The 16,090-nt window shown below is 61.3% G+C and carries 14 protein-coding genes and 1 tRNA gene; 11 read left to right on the plus strand and 4 right to left on the minus strand.

The features are described from left to right. The first annotated feature begins 98 nt into the window (after positions 1–98). The 7 genes from DXT77_RS29320 to thiO are packed head-to-tail and all read left to right on the plus strand — an operon-like array spanning position 99 to position 6,871. A complete protein-coding gene (locus DXT77_RS29320) occupies positions 99–572 on the plus strand; it encodes a GspH/FimT family protein (protein ID WP_114885624.1) in 474 nt (157 codons plus the stop codon). Continuing rightward, positions 569–1,018, plus strand: coding sequence for a type IV pilus modification protein PilV (gene pilV, locus DXT77_RS29325; protein ID WP_119430142.1), 450 nt, complete (start codon positions 569–571; stop codon positions 1,016–1,018). The genes DXT77_RS29320 and pilV overlap by 4 nt, the downstream gene beginning before the upstream one ends. Further along, a complete protein-coding gene (locus DXT77_RS29330; protein ID WP_119430143.1) occupies positions 1,015–1,728 on the plus strand; it encodes a PilW family protein in 714 nt (237 codons plus the stop codon). Before pilV ends, DXT77_RS29330 begins: the two co-directional genes overlap by 4 nt. Before the next feature lie 10 nt (positions 1,729–1,738). Next, positions 1,739–2,218: a PilX N-terminal domain-containing pilus assembly protein gene (locus tag DXT77_RS29335; protein WP_119430144.1), complete on the plus strand. Its 480-nt coding sequence runs from the start codon at positions 1,739–1,741 to the stop codon at positions 2,216–2,218. Next, on the plus strand, positions 2,205–5,297 hold the full coding sequence (locus DXT77_RS29340) for a pilus assembly protein (RefSeq protein WP_119430145.1): 3,093 nt from the start codon (positions 2,205–2,207) through the stop codon (positions 5,295–5,297). The genes DXT77_RS29335 and DXT77_RS29340 overlap by 14 nt, the downstream gene beginning before the upstream one ends. 14 nt (positions 5,298–5,311) lie before the next feature. Further along, a complete protein-coding gene (locus tag DXT77_RS29345) occupies positions 5,312–5,713 on the plus strand; it encodes a type IV pilin protein (RefSeq protein WP_119430146.1) in 402 nt (133 codons plus the stop codon). Positions 5,714–5,770: 57 nt separating this feature from the next. Then, positions 5,771–6,871, plus strand: a complete 1,101-nt coding sequence (gene thiO, locus DXT77_RS29350; RefSeq protein WP_119430147.1) for a glycine oxidase ThiO — start codon at positions 5,771–5,773, stop codon at positions 6,869–6,871. On the opposite strand, the gene DXT77_RS29355 is transcribed toward thiO, so the two are convergent. From DXT77_RS29355 to DXT77_RS29370, 4 genes are all read right to left on the minus strand, one after another. Next, complete coding sequence (locus tag DXT77_RS29355; RefSeq protein ID WP_119430148.1) at positions 6,868–8,214, minus strand: sigma-54 dependent transcriptional regulator; 1,347 nt, start codon at positions 8,212–8,214, stop codon at positions 6,868–6,870. The two genes, thiO and DXT77_RS29355, sit on opposite strands and share 4 nt — an antisense overlap. Next, positions 8,211–9,800 carry a PAS domain-containing sensor histidine kinase gene (locus DXT77_RS29360; RefSeq protein ID WP_119430149.1) on the minus strand — a complete coding sequence of 530 codons (1,590 nt, stop codon included), beginning with the start codon at positions 9,798–9,800 and terminating at the stop codon, positions 8,211–8,213. Before DXT77_RS29360 ends, DXT77_RS29355 begins: the two co-directional genes overlap by 4 nt. Next, positions 9,790–10,023, minus strand: coding sequence for a PP0621 family protein (locus tag DXT77_RS29365; RefSeq protein WP_085712176.1), 234 nt, complete (start codon positions 10,021–10,023; stop codon positions 9,790–9,792). The genes DXT77_RS29360 and DXT77_RS29365 overlap by 11 nt, the downstream gene beginning before the upstream one ends. Before the next feature lie 126 nt (positions 10,024–10,149). Beyond that, positions 10,150–11,166, minus strand: coding sequence for an outer membrane protein assembly factor BamD (locus tag DXT77_RS29370; RefSeq protein ID WP_119430150.1), 1,017 nt, complete (start codon positions 11,164–11,166; stop codon positions 10,150–10,152). A 152-nt stretch (positions 11,167–11,318) separates the two neighbouring features. On the opposite strand from DXT77_RS29370, the gene rluD reads away from it, so the two are divergent. From rluD to DXT77_RS29390, 4 genes are all read left to right on the plus strand, one after another. Beyond that, complete coding sequence (rluD, locus tag DXT77_RS29375) at positions 11,319–12,281, plus strand: 23S rRNA pseudouridine(1911/1915/1917) synthase RluD (RefSeq protein WP_085712174.1); 963 nt, start codon at positions 11,319–11,321, stop codon at positions 12,279–12,281. Next, the gene (pgeF, locus tag DXT77_RS29380; protein WP_119430151.1) at positions 12,278–13,012 is read left to right on the plus strand and encodes a peptidoglycan editing factor PgeF; all 735 of its coding nucleotides are present in this window, start codon (positions 12,278–12,280) and stop codon (positions 13,010–13,012) included. Before rluD ends, pgeF begins: the two co-directional genes overlap by 4 nt. A 131-nt stretch (positions 13,013–13,143) precedes the next feature. Beyond that, positions 13,144–15,708 carry an ATP-dependent chaperone ClpB gene (clpB, locus tag DXT77_RS29385; protein WP_114885605.1) on the plus strand — a complete coding sequence of 855 codons (2,565 nt, stop codon included), beginning with the start codon at positions 13,144–13,146 and terminating at the stop codon, positions 15,706–15,708. Positions 15,709–16,006: 298 nt separating this feature from the next. Beyond that, a tRNA-Asn gene (locus DXT77_RS29390) sits at positions 16,007–16,082 on the plus strand. The last annotated feature ends 8 nt before the right edge of the window (positions 16,083–16,090 follow it).

The raw sequence follows: 16,090 nt of genomic DNA on the forward strand, positions 1-16,090 counted from the left end.
GCGATCCGTGCGCCGGGCAGGGCAAATCAACCGACGTAAGCCGGCCGAATGTTCTAGGTTTACAGGGCAGGTATAGCCGACGGCAACGGAGGGCATCGATGGATCATCGTACAAAAGGTTTCACGCTGATCGAGGTGCTGGTGGCGGTCGCATTGGTTGTGATCCTGATCACGATGGCCGTCCCGGCGTTTACCCGATCGATCCAGGGCAGCAAGGCCGACACTGAAGTCGGCGACCTGCAGCGGGCGCTCAACTATGCGCGACTGGAAGCCATCGATCGCGGGACCACCATCCGCTTGCGGCCAACCGCCGGGGGCAGCGTCTGGACCGGCGAGTTGTCGGTCTACGACAGTACTGGCACTTCGGCCAATGTATTGCGGGTTGTTCCAGCGATGAGCAGTGGCGCGACTCTGACGCTAACCTCAGGAGTGACCACGCTGGATTTCAATAATCTGGGTGGCCTGGCGGCACCGTCCACGGCGGTGGTGTTCAGTTACACGCTGGGAACGCAAAGCCGGACGCTGAACGTGTGTCTGAACGGACGAATTCAATCGGGTGGAAGCTGCGGATGAGGGCAGGGAGCAAAGGTGCACAGGAAGGCATGTCGCTGATCGAAATCCTCGTGGCGTTGCTGGTGCTGACGGTCGGGTTGCTGGGGGCGGCGGCGGTTCAGCTCAATGCGCTGAAATACACCGACAGCTCGCGGATGACCAGTCAGGCGAGTTTCATCGCCTACGACATGATGGACCGCATTCGCGCCAACTCCGGCGCTGACTACACCGTCACGCCGCCGACCTCGGGCAACCTGAGCGTTACGCGGGATCAGGACCTCTACGACTTCACCACCAATATCGTCAATTTCGGCGGGCCGACCGCCACCGGCAGCATCACCCTCAACCAGCGGGTGTACACCATCACCATCAACTGGAGCGACTCACGGGCCGCCAACACCGCGAGCGCCCCGCGCAGTTTTGTCCTGACCAGTCGCGCCACGGTCGACCCGGTGGCCACGCCATGAAGCGGCATAACCAGGGTTTCGGTCTCATCGAAATGCTCATCGCCCTGGCGCTGGGGCTGATCATCGTACTGGGCGTCGTGCAGACTTTTCTCGCGGCGAAGAATACTTACGTCAGCCAGAACACCTCGGCGGCCATGCAGGAAGATGCACGGTTCGTGTTGAGCAAGATGATCCAGGAAATTCGCATGGTCGGGATGTTCGGCTGCCTCGGGACCATTACCGACGCCAGCACCAGCGGCGATTTCAATGCCGCACAGATCACGCCGATCAGTTGGGACAACACCAATCTCAAACTGACACTGGTCACTGCCGATGTCGGCAGCGGCGGCGGAACACCGACCTGGACGGTGGTTTCCGATTGCCGCAACAGCGCAACGGCCTACAGCAACCTGCAGACTCCGGCGGCCGGGCAAATCGCCTTCCCGATCCGGCGTCTGGTCTACAGCTTCAGCAACAACCAGATTCTGATGGGTACAGGTGGCGGTACGCCGACCCAGCAGGTATTGGTGAACAACGTCAGTGCATTCACGGTGATGTTCGGGCTCGCCACGTCGGCAACGGATGTCTCTGCCTCGACCTACAGCAGCAACCCCGGCGATCCGGCGCGCATCCGCAGCGTACGCCTGACCCTGACCCTCACCGACCCGAACAACCGGGTCGCCAACCAGACCTTCAACGTGGTTGCCGCTCTGCGCAACCGCTTGCAGTGAGGGCCGGCCAATGAATGTTTCTCTCCATCAACGAAGAGCCCAGCGTGGCATGGTGCTGCTGGTCAGCCTGGTGTTTCTGTTGCTCCTGACGGTGATCGGCCTGTCATCGATGCAGAGCGCCAACCTGCAGGAAAAGATGGCCGGCAGCGTGAGCCTGCGTAATCAGTCGTTCCAGACCGCCGAGGCGGCACTGCGCATCGGTGAGAGTGCGGTGCAACTGAGCACGTATTCGTTGGCGGTGTGTGCCAATGCTACCCAGTGTGCGCCGCCGGCGGAGTCGTCGGTAGTCAGTGCAGCGGGGTTCAATTCGACATCCGGGGTGACCTGGATCGCTGCGGGCAGCGGCTTCTATGGGGTGCAGAACATCGGCACCACGCTCACGGCGGTGAACGTTCCGAGCAATACCTCGGCGACGCTGTACCGGGTCACGGCTGTCGGGATCGTCGGCAGTTCACGCAGTGTGGTGGAGAGTGTCTATGCGAAGTACTGAACGACGCTCTGGCTGGCGGCCGTGGCTGGCGGGGTTTCTTGCGGGTTTGTATCTGGCCGCGCCGGCGTATGCGTTCACGCCGTCTGATTCGCCATTGCTCAGTGCCGCCGCCGTGCCGCCGAATGTCATCTTGCTGATCGACGACTCGGGCAGCATGAACAGCATCATTTACGCTGCGGGTTTCGATCCCACGGTCACTCGCACTCCGGCCCGGCAGTGCAACGCGGTGCTCGGGTTGTGCCTGTCTTCGACGGCCATCACCGGCGATCCGGTGTTTCTGTCGAGCCTGCCGACTTCCGGCTGCTCCGGCGGTGCCTATGCGTTCTACAACAACAGCCTGGCACCGCTGTGCCTTAAACTGCCGGACCCGGTCGGCGGCGGCAATACCCGGTATTACGGGGATTACATCGCTTACGTGGTCGGCCTCGCCATCAGCAACGGCACCCGTGATTTCACCACCGGGGCGATTCCCAACGACTACCGGATCAACGTCGCCCGCAACGTTTCCACCGCACTGGTGACCAGCAACCGTAACCTGCGTTTCGGCCTGTCGACATTCAATCCGGCCACCAGCAACAACCCGGGCAACGGCGGTTACATCGCCCGGTCCGTCAGCGACCTGGCGCCGGTCAGCGGCAGCGTGACCCAGGCCCAGGCCGATAGCAACTACAACGCACTTATCTCGGCGATCAGCGGCCTGAGCGCCGTGGCCAATACGCCATTGGCGGAAACCTATTATGAAATCACCCGCTACATGCGCGGCATGACGCCGTACTACAACACCACGCCGAGCACCTACACCAGTCCGATCCAGTACCGCTGCCAGAAAAACTACGGGGTGGTGATTACCGACGGCCTGCCGACCTACGACCGCACGTTCCCCACCAACGACCCGCTGGGCGGCAGCCGATTGCCGAACTGGGACGGCATCAATAATGACGGCAACAACCTCAACGGCGATAACGAGGGCGACACGCTGTACCTGGACGACATCGCCAAGTTCGCCTTCGACATCGACATGCGTTCGACCGGTGTCGATGCGGCCGGCAAGAGCTGGGGCTCGGCCGACTTTCCCAAACAGAACATGAACACTTACACCGTTGGCTTTACCGCCGACAACGATATGTTGTCGGACGCGGCGAACTACGGTCAGGGCAAGTATTACCAGGCCACCGACAGTGCCGGACTGAACACGGCGTTGTCTTCGGCATTGAGCGACATCACCTCCAAGGCCGGCTCCGGCGGCAGCGGGGTAACCAGCGCTACGACACTGGTGAGCGGCAGCAGCTATTTCCAGACCAGTTACGACCCCCGGGACTGGCGCGGTACCATCAAGTCCTTCGGCTTCACCTCGAGCGGGACGGTCAACACTTCGACGGTGCTGTGGACGACCGACACCGCCATCGTCCCCGGCGCCACGGCACCTACCTATCAATCGTGGAATACCTTGAGCAACGCGGCAGTGACACTGGCTTTCGGCAACTTCTCTGCAGCACAGCAGACAACGCTCGGCCAGAGCCTGCCCTCCGGCATCAGTGGCAGCGACCTGGTGGAGTGGAGCAAGGGCACCAACAAGACCGGGCTCAAGGTTCGCAGCGTATTGCTGGGCGACATCATCAACTCGCCGCTGGTGCTGGCCTCACCCACGGACAAGACCGCCTCCGACCTGTCGGGCGACACCACCTACACCAGTTACCTGACCACCAAGGCTGCGAACATGAATGCGAATCTGGTGGTGAACGGCAACGACGGTTTCGTCAGCGTCATCAACCCGGCCAACGGCACCCGGCGTTACGCCTATATGCCGTCGAGCGTGCTGCCGTCGTTGCGATTGATTGCCGACCCCAACTACATCAACGGCGTCAGCCACAAGTTTCTGGTGGACGGGCAGGTCGGTGTCTATGACGCGCAGTTCGGCACGGCCTGGAAAACCCTGGCCATTGGCGGCACCGGGGCCGGTGGCAAGACGTTCTATGCCTTGCAGTTGTTCGACGCCTCGGCGGGGAACATTCTCAATGCGTTGTGGGAAGTGAGTGCACCGGCCACTGCCAGCACCGCGAACGCTTTCAATGATCTGGGTTATGCCTACGCCCGTCCGGAAGTGGCACGCTTGGCCGATGGTCGCTGGGCGGCTTTCATCGCCAATGGCTACGGCAGCAACTCGGGGGTGGCGGCGCTGTATGTGCTGGATGTGCGCGACGGTTCGCTGATCAAGAAAATCGTCATCGACAGTACCGAAACCACCAATGGACTGTCGTCGGTGAAGCTCAAGGTCAATTCGCAGAACGTGGTGCAGGCCGCGTACGGTGGGGATCTGAAGGGGCGCCTGTGGAAGTTCGACCTGAGCGCGACCACCACCGACAGCTGGGGCGTGGCGTTTTCCGGCAAGCCGCTGTTCACCACGGCGGGTGGCACGACGCAACCGATCACGGCGCAGCCGTTGCTGGCGGACAACTCATTGGGGGGCAAACAGATTTTTGTCGGCACCGGCAAATTCAACGAAACCGCCGACAAGACCAACAAGGATCTACAGGCGTTCTATTCGGTGTGGGATGCCGATGGCGGCTCGGGGCAACTGACGGTCAGCAGCCTGCAGGCCCAGGCCATAACCGGTGTTTTCTCGGGCAGTTCAGGTCAGTTCATTACCACGACCCAGAACGACACCACCTATCCGGCGGAGAAGGGCTGGTACCTGCCGCTGGTGTACAACAACGTATTGACCGGCGAGCGGGTGATCAATCAGGCCAGTCTGGTGCTGGGGCGCATCGTATTTACTACGGCCAGTGTCGATACCACTGACCCGTGCTCCAGCTTCGGTACCGGCAAACTGGTCGAACTCGATGCGTTCAGCGGTAAGATGCTCAACTATGCGGTGCTCGACACCAACGCCGACGGCGTGGTCGACACCAATGACACGATTTCCAGCGGTGTGGTGTTCAGTGGCGGCATTCCTACCCTGAACGCCATCGTCAACGGCGCATCGCGCAAGATCGTGAACGATTCCAGTGGCGGGATCACCACCCTGGTGGAAAAATCCGGCGGCGGCAGCCGTCGTATCATGTGGCGACAAATACAGTAAGCGAGAGTTGAGGCATGCGCAGATCCATCCGCGGGTTCACCCTGATCGAAATCATGATCGTGATTGCGATCATCGGGATCATCATCACCATTGCCGCACCGAGCTATGCCGAATACCTGAAGAAGGGCCGCCGCGCCGAAGTGGCCTCGCTGCTGAACGAGCAGGCGCAGACCCTCGAACGCTTCTACACCCGCAACAATGTTTACACCGGTGTCACCGGGCTCAGCACGGGCAATGATTTCTACACCATCACCCCGACCATCGCTGACCAGACCTACCTGCTGACCGCGACCCGCAAGGCCGGCACGACCATGGCCGGCGACAAGTGCGGGGACTTCACCCTCACCAACACCGGTGTGCGCAGCATGATCAACGCGACTGCCGGGCTTGCCACCAAGGATTGCTGGGGCCGCTGAGCCGCTTTCATTCGGGTGTCTTTTGCGCCCACTGTCTTTTTTACGGTTGGAACAAACATGACCAGGCAACAGCAAGTGGTGATTGTCGGTGGCGGGGTGATTGGCCTGCTGACCGCGTACAACCTCGCCTCCGAAGTACGCAGCGTGGTGCTGCTGGATCGCTCGAACGTCGGCCAGGAATCGTCCTGGGCCGGCGGCGGCATCGTTTCTCCGCTGTATCCATGGCGCTATAGCCCGGCCGTCACGGCGCTGGCGCACTGGTCGCAGGACTTTTATCCACAGCTGGGCGAGCGCCTGTTCGCCGACACCGGCGTCGATCCTGAAGTCCATACCACCGGCCTGTACTGGCTGGATCTGGACGACGAAGCCGAAGCCCTGGCCTGGGCCGAGCGGGAAAACCGTCCGCTGCGGGCTGTGGATATCTCGGCGGCCCATGATGGGGTGCCGGTACTTGGCAGTGGATTTTCCCGGGCGATCTACATGGCCGACGTGGCCAACGTACGCAACCCACGGCTGGTGAAGTCGCTGAAAGCCGCGTTGCAGGCGCTGCCCAACGTGACGATTCACGAGCAGTGCGAGGTCAGCGGGTTTGTCCGTGAGGGCGAGAAGGTTGTCGGTGTGCAAACGCCGAAAGGCGTGATCAACGGCGATCAGGTGGTGCTGACGGCGGGTGCGTGGAGCGGCGAGCTGCTCAAGACGCTGAATCTGTCGCTGCCGGTGGAACCGGTCAAAGGCCAGATGATTCTCTACAAGTGCGCGGCGGACTTCCTGCCGAGCATGGTGCTGGCCAAGGGGCGTTATGCGATTCCGCGTCGCGACGGGCACATCCTGATCGGCAGCACGCTGGAGCATGAAGGTTTCGACAAGACCCCGACCGACAACGCTCTGGAAAGCCTCAAGGCCTCGGCCGTGGAGCTGCTGCCGGCGCTGGCGGATGCCGAAGTGGTGGGGCACTGGGCCGGGTTGCGTCCCGGCTCGCCGGAGGGCATTCCCTATATCGGGCGGGTGCCCGGGATTGATGGTTTGTGGCTCAACTGCGGGCATTACCGCAACGGACTGGTGCTGGCACCTGCCTCCTGTCAGCTGTTTGCCGATGTGATGCTGGGGCGGGCGCCAATCATAGATCCGGCGCCGTATGCCCCGAGCGGGCGCATTTAATCCAGACCGAGCTTCTTGAGCCTGTAGCGCATCGAACGGAATGACAGATTCAACCGCTGGGCCGCAGCCGTACGGTTCCAGCGGGTTTCCTCCAGCGCCTGCAGGATCAACTTGCGCTCGACGTTCTCCAGATAGTCTTCGAGGTTGTCGATTTGTGTGAGATCGGCAATACCGCCCTCGGCCGCGCAATTACCTTCGCTCAGGCGCAGGTCGTCGGCCTCGATCATGCGGTTTTCGCACAGGGTGTGCGCGCGCTCAAGGACGTTCTCCAACTCCCGGACATTCCCCGGAAAGCGGTAGTTCTTCAGGGCCTCCAGTGCTTGTGGATGCAGGCGCGCCGCCGGCTGGCCAGTGCCGTGGGCCAGACGCTTGAGCACATGGCTGGCCAATGCCTCGATATCGTCACGACGTTCGCGCAGAGAAGGCACCCGCAGTTCGATCACGTTCAGCCGGTAATACAGATCCTGCCGAAAGCGCTCGGCGACGACTTCCGCGTCCAGGTCCTTGTGAGTGGCGCAGAGAATACGCACATCGACCACGGTCTCCTGCTGGCCGCCGACGCTGCGCACGGCTTTTTCCTGAATCGCCCGCAGCAGCTTGACCTGCATCGACAGCGGCAAGTCCGCCACTTCATCGAGAAACAGTGTCCCGCCATGGGCGGCCTGGAACAGGCCCGGCTTATCGTCCACCGCGCCAGTGAAGCTGCCTTTGCGGTGCCCGAAGAACTCGCTCTCCATCAATTCCGAAGGAATCGCCCCGCAATTCACCGGCACGAATGGTTGGCTGGCGCGCGGGCCCTGCTCGTGAATCAGGCGGGCAACCAGTTCCTTGCCGCTGCCGGACTCGCCGCTGATGTAGACCGGCGCCTGGCTGCGGGCCAGTTTGTCGATCTGCTTGCGCAGGTTGCGCATGGGCAACGAGTCTCCGAGCAGGCGTCGGTCAATCGAGGTGCAGACGCCACCCGTCGCCGGCATGCGCAATGCGGTGGCGACCAGCTCGCGCAGTCGGGTGAGGTCCACCGGTTTGGTCAGGAAATCGAAAGCCCCTGCTTTCAGGGCGTTGATCGCTGTTTCCAGGCTGCCATAGGCGGTGATCATCGCCACCGGCAATTGCGGGTAGCGTTGTTGAATGTGCTGCACCAGGTCCAGCCCGGTGCCGTCCGGCAGGCGCATGTCGGTCAGGCACAGGTCGAAGGTGTCGCGGTTCAGCAACGCCTGGGCTTCGCCGAGGTTGCGTGCACTGAACGTATCGAGTTTCATCCGTCCCAGGGTGATTTCCAGGAGTTCGCGGATATCCGGTTCGTCGTCGACGATGAGGATTTTTTGCCGTGGGCTCGTGTTCAACTTTGTTTCCGTCCGTGAGCAAAGGTGATGCGAAAGCAGCCGCCGCCTTGGCGTGGTTTGAAGTCTAGGCGGGCCTGGTTGCTTTCGCACAGCTCACGGGACAGATAAAGCCCAAGGCCGGTGCCCTGGCTGCTGGTGGTGAAGAAGGGTTCGAACAGATGCGCCTGCTGATCCAGTGCCACGCCGGGGCCGTTGTCCTGGACTTCGAGCACGGCCAGCTGGCTCTCGGGGTCGATGAACAGCCGCAGCCAGACCTGCGCCGGATCGTGCAGCAGGGCGCTGTGCCGCCAGCCGTTGCGCAACAGATTGTCGAGAATTTGCGTCAGTTGCCCCGGATCCATCAGGGTGCGGAAATCCCCGGATTCGATGTTCAGATGAATCCGTTGGTGCTCCCTGGCCTGTTCGCGGCTTTCCTCGACGAAGTGCTTTAGCCATGGCTCGAGATCCAGCCGTTGCGGCGCGCTCTGCTGGCGGCGGGACAGTTGCAGGACGTTTTCAATGACTCGGTTCATGCGCTGGGAGTGATCCTGGATGATCTGCGTCAGACGCCGATCCGCATCGTCGAGTTCCTCGGATTCCCGCAACAGCTGTGCGGCATGACTGATGGCGCCCAGCGGATTGCGGATCTCGTGGGCGATGCCGGCGGTCAGGCGCCCGAGCGCGGCGAGCTTCAGTTGCTGGGCTTGCTGGGCGATTTGCGCGAGGTCTTCGAGAAACACCAGGGTCTGGCGGTTCGGGCTCTGCTCCAGGGCGATGAAGCTCGGTTGCAGTTCCAGGCCGTTGGTGGCGATCTTCAGGCTCTGCGGGCGCAGGGTCGGGTTGTTCAGCCACAGGTTCAGGCGCTCGACCAGTGCGATCGAATATTCATCGATCAAATGACCTTCAAGGGGCGACTGCGCCAGCAGCGTCCGGGCGCTCTGGTTGGCCAGTTGCACCCGGCGTTGTTCGTCGAGGACCAGAATGCCGGTGCGCATGCGTTGCAGGATCAAGGCGTTGAGTGCTTCGAGGCTGACCACCTCGCTGGCCCGTTGTTCGGCGAGGGTCTCGCTGACTTCGAGGCGGCGGATCAGGCCTTGCACCAACAACGCTCCGGCAAAACACAGCGCGCCGAGGGTGCCCGCCTGCAGGTATTCGTTGGCGCTCAGGGGATGACTGAAGCTCAGCAGGAAGCTGAGACCGACAATGCCGAGTGCGCCGATGGCCGCGATCAGCAGGCCGATACGGCGTCTCAGCAGCGTGTTGCTGATGGCTATCGAGACGATCAGCAGATTGCCGACCGGGCTGGCCACGCCACCGGCGGCGTAGAACAAGCCGCACAGCAGCAGGATGTCGACCAGGGCCAGGCCGAACAGCTGGGCTGGACGGCGGATGTTCTCCAGGAACACCACCAGCAGTATGTTCAGTACCAGGTACAACCAGCTGCCGTTGCGCAGCAGTTCGTCGTCGGCCGACGTCAGCAGGCGGTTGTCCATGTTGCTGGAGATCAGCAGCACCAAGGTGATGCCGACGCTTAAGCGGTAGAGATGATAGAGGCGCAGCAGTCGCTGGGCCTGTTTGCGAGTGGCGTCGGTCGCCTCAGCGATCACTGGAACCGGGGCCTTGCTCGAGGTGAGCCTGGCTGCAATACCACTGTTGACGAAGGCTCAGCGCCCGGTCGCGCGGCAGGTGTACGCCGCAATGGGCGCAACGCACCATGGGTGCGGCATCCTGTTCGCGAGGGGATTGCGTGGGTGCGACAGGCGCCTTGAATTTGCGCCAGAGCCAGACGGCGGCGGCGATCAGGGCGATCCAGAAGAGTAGACGAAGCATGATGGGCGGCTTTTTGACTGATGATCCGGCAGTTTAGCCAAGGTCTTGGCAGGCGCACAGCGCAATAAAACGCGGCAATAAAAAAGGGAGATCCGAAGATCTCCCTTTTTGGCATCACCGAAGTGATCAGTCGAACAAACCGAAGGTCAGGTAGCTGAAAATGGAGCGGTCGCTGTTGCTGGACTCCGGTTCCGGCGCTTCGATCACGTCGCCGTTTTCGTCTTTAGGCTTGAGCTCGTTCGGGATCGCGTCTTTCGCGTCCTGGAACTGCTTCTGCACGTCCTGGTTGGCGCGGGTCTCTCCCGGCGGCAGTGGTGGACGCGATTCGATCAGGCCCAGAGTGGCCTTGCTCAGCCACGAACGGTTGTCGGCTTCGGCGACCGACGGTACGAACTGACCGTCTTTCAGGCTCGGGTGATTCGGGTAGTTGAGCTTCAGGGTTTCCAGGCTGGTAGCCGCCAGTTCGTCCAGGTGCAGACGCTGGTAGGCTTCGGTCATCACCGCCAGGCCGTCGCCGACCGATGGGGTTTCCTGGAAGTTTTCCACTACATAACGACCACGGTTGGCGGCGGCGACATAGGCCTGACGGGTCAGGTAGTAGTCGGCCACGTGGATTTCGTAGGCTGCCAGCAGGTTGCGCAGGTAAATCATGCGCTGCTTGGCGTCCGGCGCGTAGCGACTGTTCGGGTAGCGGCTGGTCAGCTGGGCGAACTCGTTGTAGGAGTCGCGGGCAGCGCCCGGGTCACGCTTGGTCATGTCCAGCGGCAGGAAGCGCGCCAGCAGGCCGACGTCCTGGTCGAACGAGGTCAGGCCCTTCAGGTAGTAGGCGTAATCGACGTTCGGGTGCTGTGGGTGCAGACGAATGAAGCGCTCGGCGGCGGACTTTGCAGCTTCCGGCTCCGAGTTCTTGTAGTTCGCATAAATCAGCTCGAGCTGTGCCTGATCTGCGTAGCGACCGAACGGATAGCGCGACTCCAGAGCCTTCAGCTTGGCGGTGGCACTGGTGTAACTGTTGTTGTCCAGGTCCTTTTGAGCCTGCTGGTACAGCTCGGTTTCGCTCAGGTTTTCGTCTACGACTTCCTTCGATGAGCAAGCAGCGGTCAATGCGAGGATGGCGATCAGCAGCAGGTGTTTCACTTGCATGGCGGCTTGCGTCCCTATGACGGCCGCTGTCTTGGGCGGGGCCGTCCTGTTATGATGAGCGCCCCGTTGAAAAGCCCCGGGGCAAAAGACGCCGTATTTAACCACAAGCGCGCAGCCGAAACCAAAGGCTGTAGCCGACGCCCAGTCCGAGCATGTCCGATAAAATTGAACTTCGCGCAGAGGTGCCGTCCGAATTGGGCGGCCAACGCCTCGATCAAGTCGCCGCCCAACTCTTCGCAGAGCACTCCCGCTCGCGCCTTTCCGCCTGGATCAAAGAAGGTCGCCTGACTGTGGACGGGGCGGTCATCCGCCCGCGCGACATCGTTCATGGCGGTGCCGTCCTTGAACTGACCGCCGAGCAGGAGGCCCAGGGTGAATGGGTCGCCCAGGACATCGAGCTCGATATCGTCTATGAAGACGACGACATCCTGGTGATCAACAAGCCTGCGGGCCTGGTGGTGCACCCGGCTGCCGGCCACGCCGATGGCACCTTGCTCAACGCCTTGCTGCACCACGTGCCGGACATCATCAATGTCCCGCGTGCCGGCATCGTGCATCGTCTGGACAAGGACACCACCGGTCTGATGGTGGTGGCCAAGACTATTCAGGCGCAGACCAAACTGGTCGCGCAGCTGCAAAGCCGCAGTGTCAGCCGGATCTACGAATGCATCGTGATCGGCGTGGTGACCGCCGGTGGCAAGATCAACGCCCCGATCGGTCGTCACGGCCAGCAGCGCCAGCGCATGGCGGTGATGGAAGGCGGCAAGCCTGCCGTCAGCCACTATCGTGTGCTGGAGCGTTTCCGTTCCCACACCCACGTGCGGGTGAAGCTGGAAACCGGTCGTACCCACCAGATCCGCGTACACATGGCGCACATCAACTTCCCGTTGGTCGGCGACCCTGCTTACGGCGGTCGTTTCCGCATCCCGCCGGCGGCGAGCCAGACCATGGTCGAGTCGCTGAAACACTTCCCGCGTCAGGCTCTGCACGCGCGGTTCCTCGAACTGGATCACCCGACCACCGGTGAGCGCATGAGCTGGGAATCGCCATTGCCGGAAGATCTGGTCTGGCTGCTGACCCTGCTCAAGCAGGATCGCGAGGCATTCGTCGGATGAACTGGCTGACGCCGGACTGGCCCGCGCCGGCCAGCGTCAAGGCCTGTGTCACCACCCGTGAGGGCGGCGTCAGCGAGGCGCCGTTCGACAGCCTCAATCTGGGCGATCACGTCGATGATCGTCCTGAGGCCGTCGCCGAAAACCGTCGGCGACTGACCGATCACTTCTCTATTAAACCTGCCTGGTTGCAGCAAGTGCACGGGATTGCCGTGGCGCATGCTGATCCGTCGGTTGTAGCTACGGCGGATGCCAGCTGGACGGTAACACCGGGTATCGCTTGTGCGGCAATGACCGCCGATTGCCTGCCGGCGCTGTTCTGCGACCGTGCCGGTACGCGCGTTGCAGCGGCGCATGCCGGTTGGCGTGGGCTGGCGGCCGGGGTGCTGGAAGCCACCCTCGACAGCCTGGATGTGCCTGCCGAAGACATTCTGGTCTGGCTCGGCCCGGCCATCGGTCCGCAAGCTTTCGAAGTCGGCCCGGAAGTCCGGGAAGTCTTCATCAATCAATTACCCGAAGCCGCGACAGCCTTTGTCCCGAGCCACAATGCCGGCAAGTTCATGGCTGACATCTATAAGCTGGCGCGACTGCGTCTGGCGGTCCGGGGTGTCACGGCTGTTTATGGTGGCGGTTTCTGTACCGTGACCGATCCGCGCTTCTTCTCCTATCGCCGTGCATCGCGCACCGGTCGCTTCGCCTCCCTCGTTTGGCTCGAGTCGCCCGACGCCCGCTAAGCTTGTCTGATCTGCATCAACTCCCTGACGCTTGAATCTTCCAGAATCGACCGCATCTATAGCGGTATCTGGCAGGTTTCTTTATTCAGGATGGTTTTTTAGGTCCGGCCTGCTCAAAAGGAAGGTGACCCATGCGTATAGACCGTTTAACCAGCAAATTACAGTTGGCGTTGTCCGATGCCCAATCCCTGGCTGTCGGCCACGATCATCCGGCCATCGAGCCGGCGCATTTGATGCAAGCCATGCTTGAACAGCAGGGTGGTTCGATCAAACCCCTGTTGATGCAGGTGGGCTTTGACGTCAACAGCCTGCGCAAAGAGCTGACCAAAGAGCTCGATCAATTACCGAAAATCCAGAACCCGACCGGCGACGTGAACATGTCGCAGGATCTGGCGCGCCTGCTCAACCAGGCCGACCGTCTGGCCCAGCAGAAGGGCGACCAGTTCATTTCCAGCGAACTGGTATTGCTCGCGGCGATGGACGAAAACAGCAAGCTCGGCAAGTTGCTGCTCGGCCAGGGCGTGAGCAAGAAGGCGCTGGAAAATGCCATCAACAACCTGCGCGGTGGCGAGGCGGTCAACGATGCCAACCACGAAGAGTCGCGTCAGGCGCTGGATAAATACACCGTCGACCTGACCAAGCGTGCCGAAGACGGCAAGCTCGATCCGGTGATCGGCCGTGACGATGAAATCCGTCGCACCATTCAGGTCCTGCAACGCCGGACCAAGAACAATCCGGTGCTGATCGGTGAGCCTGGTGTGGGTAAAACCGCGATTGCCGAAGGTCTGGCCCAGCGCATCATCAACGGTGAAGTGCCGGATGGCCTGCGCGGCAAACGCCTGCTGTCCCTCGATATGGGTGCGCTGATTGCCGGCGCCAAATATCGCGGCGAGTTCGAAGAACGCCTGAAAGCGCTGCTCAACGAGCTGTCGAAGCAGGAAGGGCAGATCATTCTGTTCATCGACGAACTGCACACCATGGTCGGCGCCGGCAAGGGTGAGGGCTCGATGGACGCCGGCAACATGCTCAAACCGGCCCTGGCCCGTGGCGAGCTGCATTGCGTCGGTGCGACCACGCTCAATGAGTACCGCCAATATATAGAGAAGGACGCGGCCCTCGAGCGGCGCTTCCAGAAAGTGCTGGTGGACGAGCCGAGCGAAGAAGACACCATCGCGATCCTGCGTGGCCTCAAGGAGCGTTACGAGGTTCACCACAAAGTGGCGATCACCGACGGTGCGATCATCGCGGCAGCCAAGCTCAGCCATCGCTACATCACTGACCGGCAGTTGCCGGACAAGGCGATCGACCTGATCGACGAAGCGGCCAGCCGCATCCGCATGGAGATCGACTCCAAGCCGGAAGTGCTGGATCGTCTGGAGCGGCGCCTGATTCAGCTGAAGGTGGAATCCCAGGCACTGAAGAAAGAAAGCGACGACGCGGCGAAGAAGCGACTGGAGAAACTCCAGGAAGAAATCGACCGCCACGAGCGTGAGTATTCGGATCTGGAAGAAATCTGGAACTCGGAAAAAGCCGAGGTGCAGGGTTCTGCGCAGATTCAGCAGAAGATCGAACAGTCCCGTCAGGAACTGGAAGCCGCGCGCCGCAAAGGCGACCTGAACCGCATGGCCGAGTTGCAGTACGGGGTGATCCCGGATCTGGAACGCAGCCTGCAAATGGTCGACCAGCACGGCAAGAGCGAGAACCAGTTGCTGCGCAGCAAGGTGACCGAAGAGGAAATCGCCGAAGTCGTTTCGAAGTGGACCGGCATTCCCGTGTCGAAAATGCTCGAAGGCGAGCGCGACAAACTGATGAAGATGGAAAGCCTGCTGCACCAACGTGTGATCGGCCAGGACGAGGCAGTGGTCGCAGTGGCCAACGCGGTGCGGCGTTCCCGTGCCGGGTTGTCCGACCCGAATCGCCCGAGCGGCTCGTTCATGTTCCTCGGCCCGACCGGTGTCGGTAAAACAGAGCTGTGCAAGGCGCTGGCCGAATTCCTCTTTGATACCGAAGAGGCGATGGTGCGGATCGACATGTCCGAGTTCATGGAGAAACATTCCGTGGCACGGCTGATCGGTGCACCACCAGGCTACGTCGGTTACGAAGAGGGCGGTTACCTGACCGAAGCGGTACGGCGCAAGCCTTACTCGGTGATCCTGCTGGACGAAGTCGAGAAGGCGCACCCGGATGTGTTCAACATCCTGCTGCAAGTGCTGGAGGATGGTCGCCTGACTGACAGCCACGGTCGTACGGTGGATTTCCGCAATACCGTGATCGTCATGACCTCCAACCTCGGTTCGATGCAGATCCAGGAACTGGTGGGTGACCGTGAAGCACAACGTGCGGCGGTGATGGATGCGATTTCCACCCACTTCCGTCCGGAGTTCATCAACCGGGTCGACGAAGTGGTGATCTTCGAGCCTCTGGCGCGGGATCAGATCGCGGGCATTACCGAGATCCAGCTGGGCCGTCTGCGCAGTCGTCTGGCCGAGCGCGAGCTGAAGCTGGAACTGAGTCCGGAGGCGATGGACAAGCTGATTGCCGTCGGTTACGACCCGGTCTACGGTGCACGGCCGCTGAAACGGGCGATCCAGCGCTGGATCGAGAACCCGTTGGCGCAGTTGATCCTGTCGGGACGCTTCCTGCCGGGCGAGACCGCGACCGGCGTCGTGGAGAACGACGAGATCACGTTCAACTGACAGCTTTGGGTGGTGAAGTAAGGAAGGCCTCGCAATGCGAGGCCTTTTTTTTCGTTAGGCTGTTGAACTCAAAGGAAAAGGCTTGTAAAGTGCGCCCCGCAGTCAGTCACCAATACGGTTTCAGCTCACTGGGCAGAAATCTGAAATAAGTTGCAAATCATTAACTTGAAAGCAATTTAGGGGGTTGACAGAGGTGTTCTAGGTTGTAGAATAGCGCGCCTCAGACACACGAACGCAGCGATGCGAAAACGATGTCGAGAAGCTGCAAGTTTCACCGTAGTAAATTGAAATGTGTAGTTCCGTGATAGCTCAGTCGGTAGAGCAAATGACTGTTAATCATTGGGTCCCAGGTTCGAGTCCTGGTCACGGAGCCAATTTCAAA

It is taken from the genome of Pseudomonas sp. 91RF, from assembly GCF_003576265.1.
Classification (GTDB): Bacteria; Pseudomonadota; Gammaproteobacteria; order Pseudomonadales; family Pseudomonadaceae; genus Aquipseudomonas; species Aquipseudomonas kribbensis.

Coding starts and splice junctions, on each gene's coding strand:
- DXT77_RS29320 (WP_114885624.1), top strand. CDS start 99: ATGGATCATCGTACAAAAGGTTTCACGCTGATCGAGGTGCTGGTGGCG.
- pilV (WP_119430142.1), top strand. CDS start 569: ATGAGGGCAGGGAGCAAAGGTGCACAGGAAGGCATGTCGCTGATCGAA.
- DXT77_RS29330 (WP_119430143.1), top strand. CDS start 1,015: ATGAAGCGGCATAACCAGGGTTTCGGTCTCATCGAAATGCTCATCGCC.
- DXT77_RS29335 (WP_119430144.1), top strand. CDS start 1,739: ATGAATGTTTCTCTCCATCAACGAAGAGCCCAGCGTGGCATGGTGCTG.
- DXT77_RS29340 (WP_119430145.1), top strand. CDS start 2,205: ATGCGAAGTACTGAACGACGCTCTGGCTGGCGGCCGTGGCTGGCGGGG.
- DXT77_RS29345 (WP_119430146.1), top strand. CDS start 5,312: ATGCGCAGATCCATCCGCGGGTTCACCCTGATCGAAATCATGATCGTG.
- thiO (WP_119430147.1), top strand. CDS start 5,771: ATGACCAGGCAACAGCAAGTGGTGATTGTCGGTGGCGGGGTGATTGGC.
- DXT77_RS29365 (WP_085712176.1), bottom strand. CDS start 10,023: ATGCTTCGTCTACTCTTCTGGATCGCCCTGATCGCCGCCGCCGTCTGG.
- DXT77_RS29370 (WP_119430150.1), bottom strand. CDS start 11,166: ATGCAAGTGAAACACCTGCTGCTGATCGCCATCCTCGCATTGACCGCT.
- rluD (WP_085712174.1), top strand. CDS start 11,319: ATGTCCGATAAAATTGAACTTCGCGCAGAGGTGCCGTCCGAATTGGGC.
- pgeF (WP_119430151.1), top strand. CDS start 12,278: ATGAACTGGCTGACGCCGGACTGGCCCGCGCCGGCCAGCGTCAAGGCC.
- clpB (WP_114885605.1), top strand. CDS start 13,144: ATGCGTATAGACCGTTTAACCAGCAAATTACAGTTGGCGTTGTCCGAT.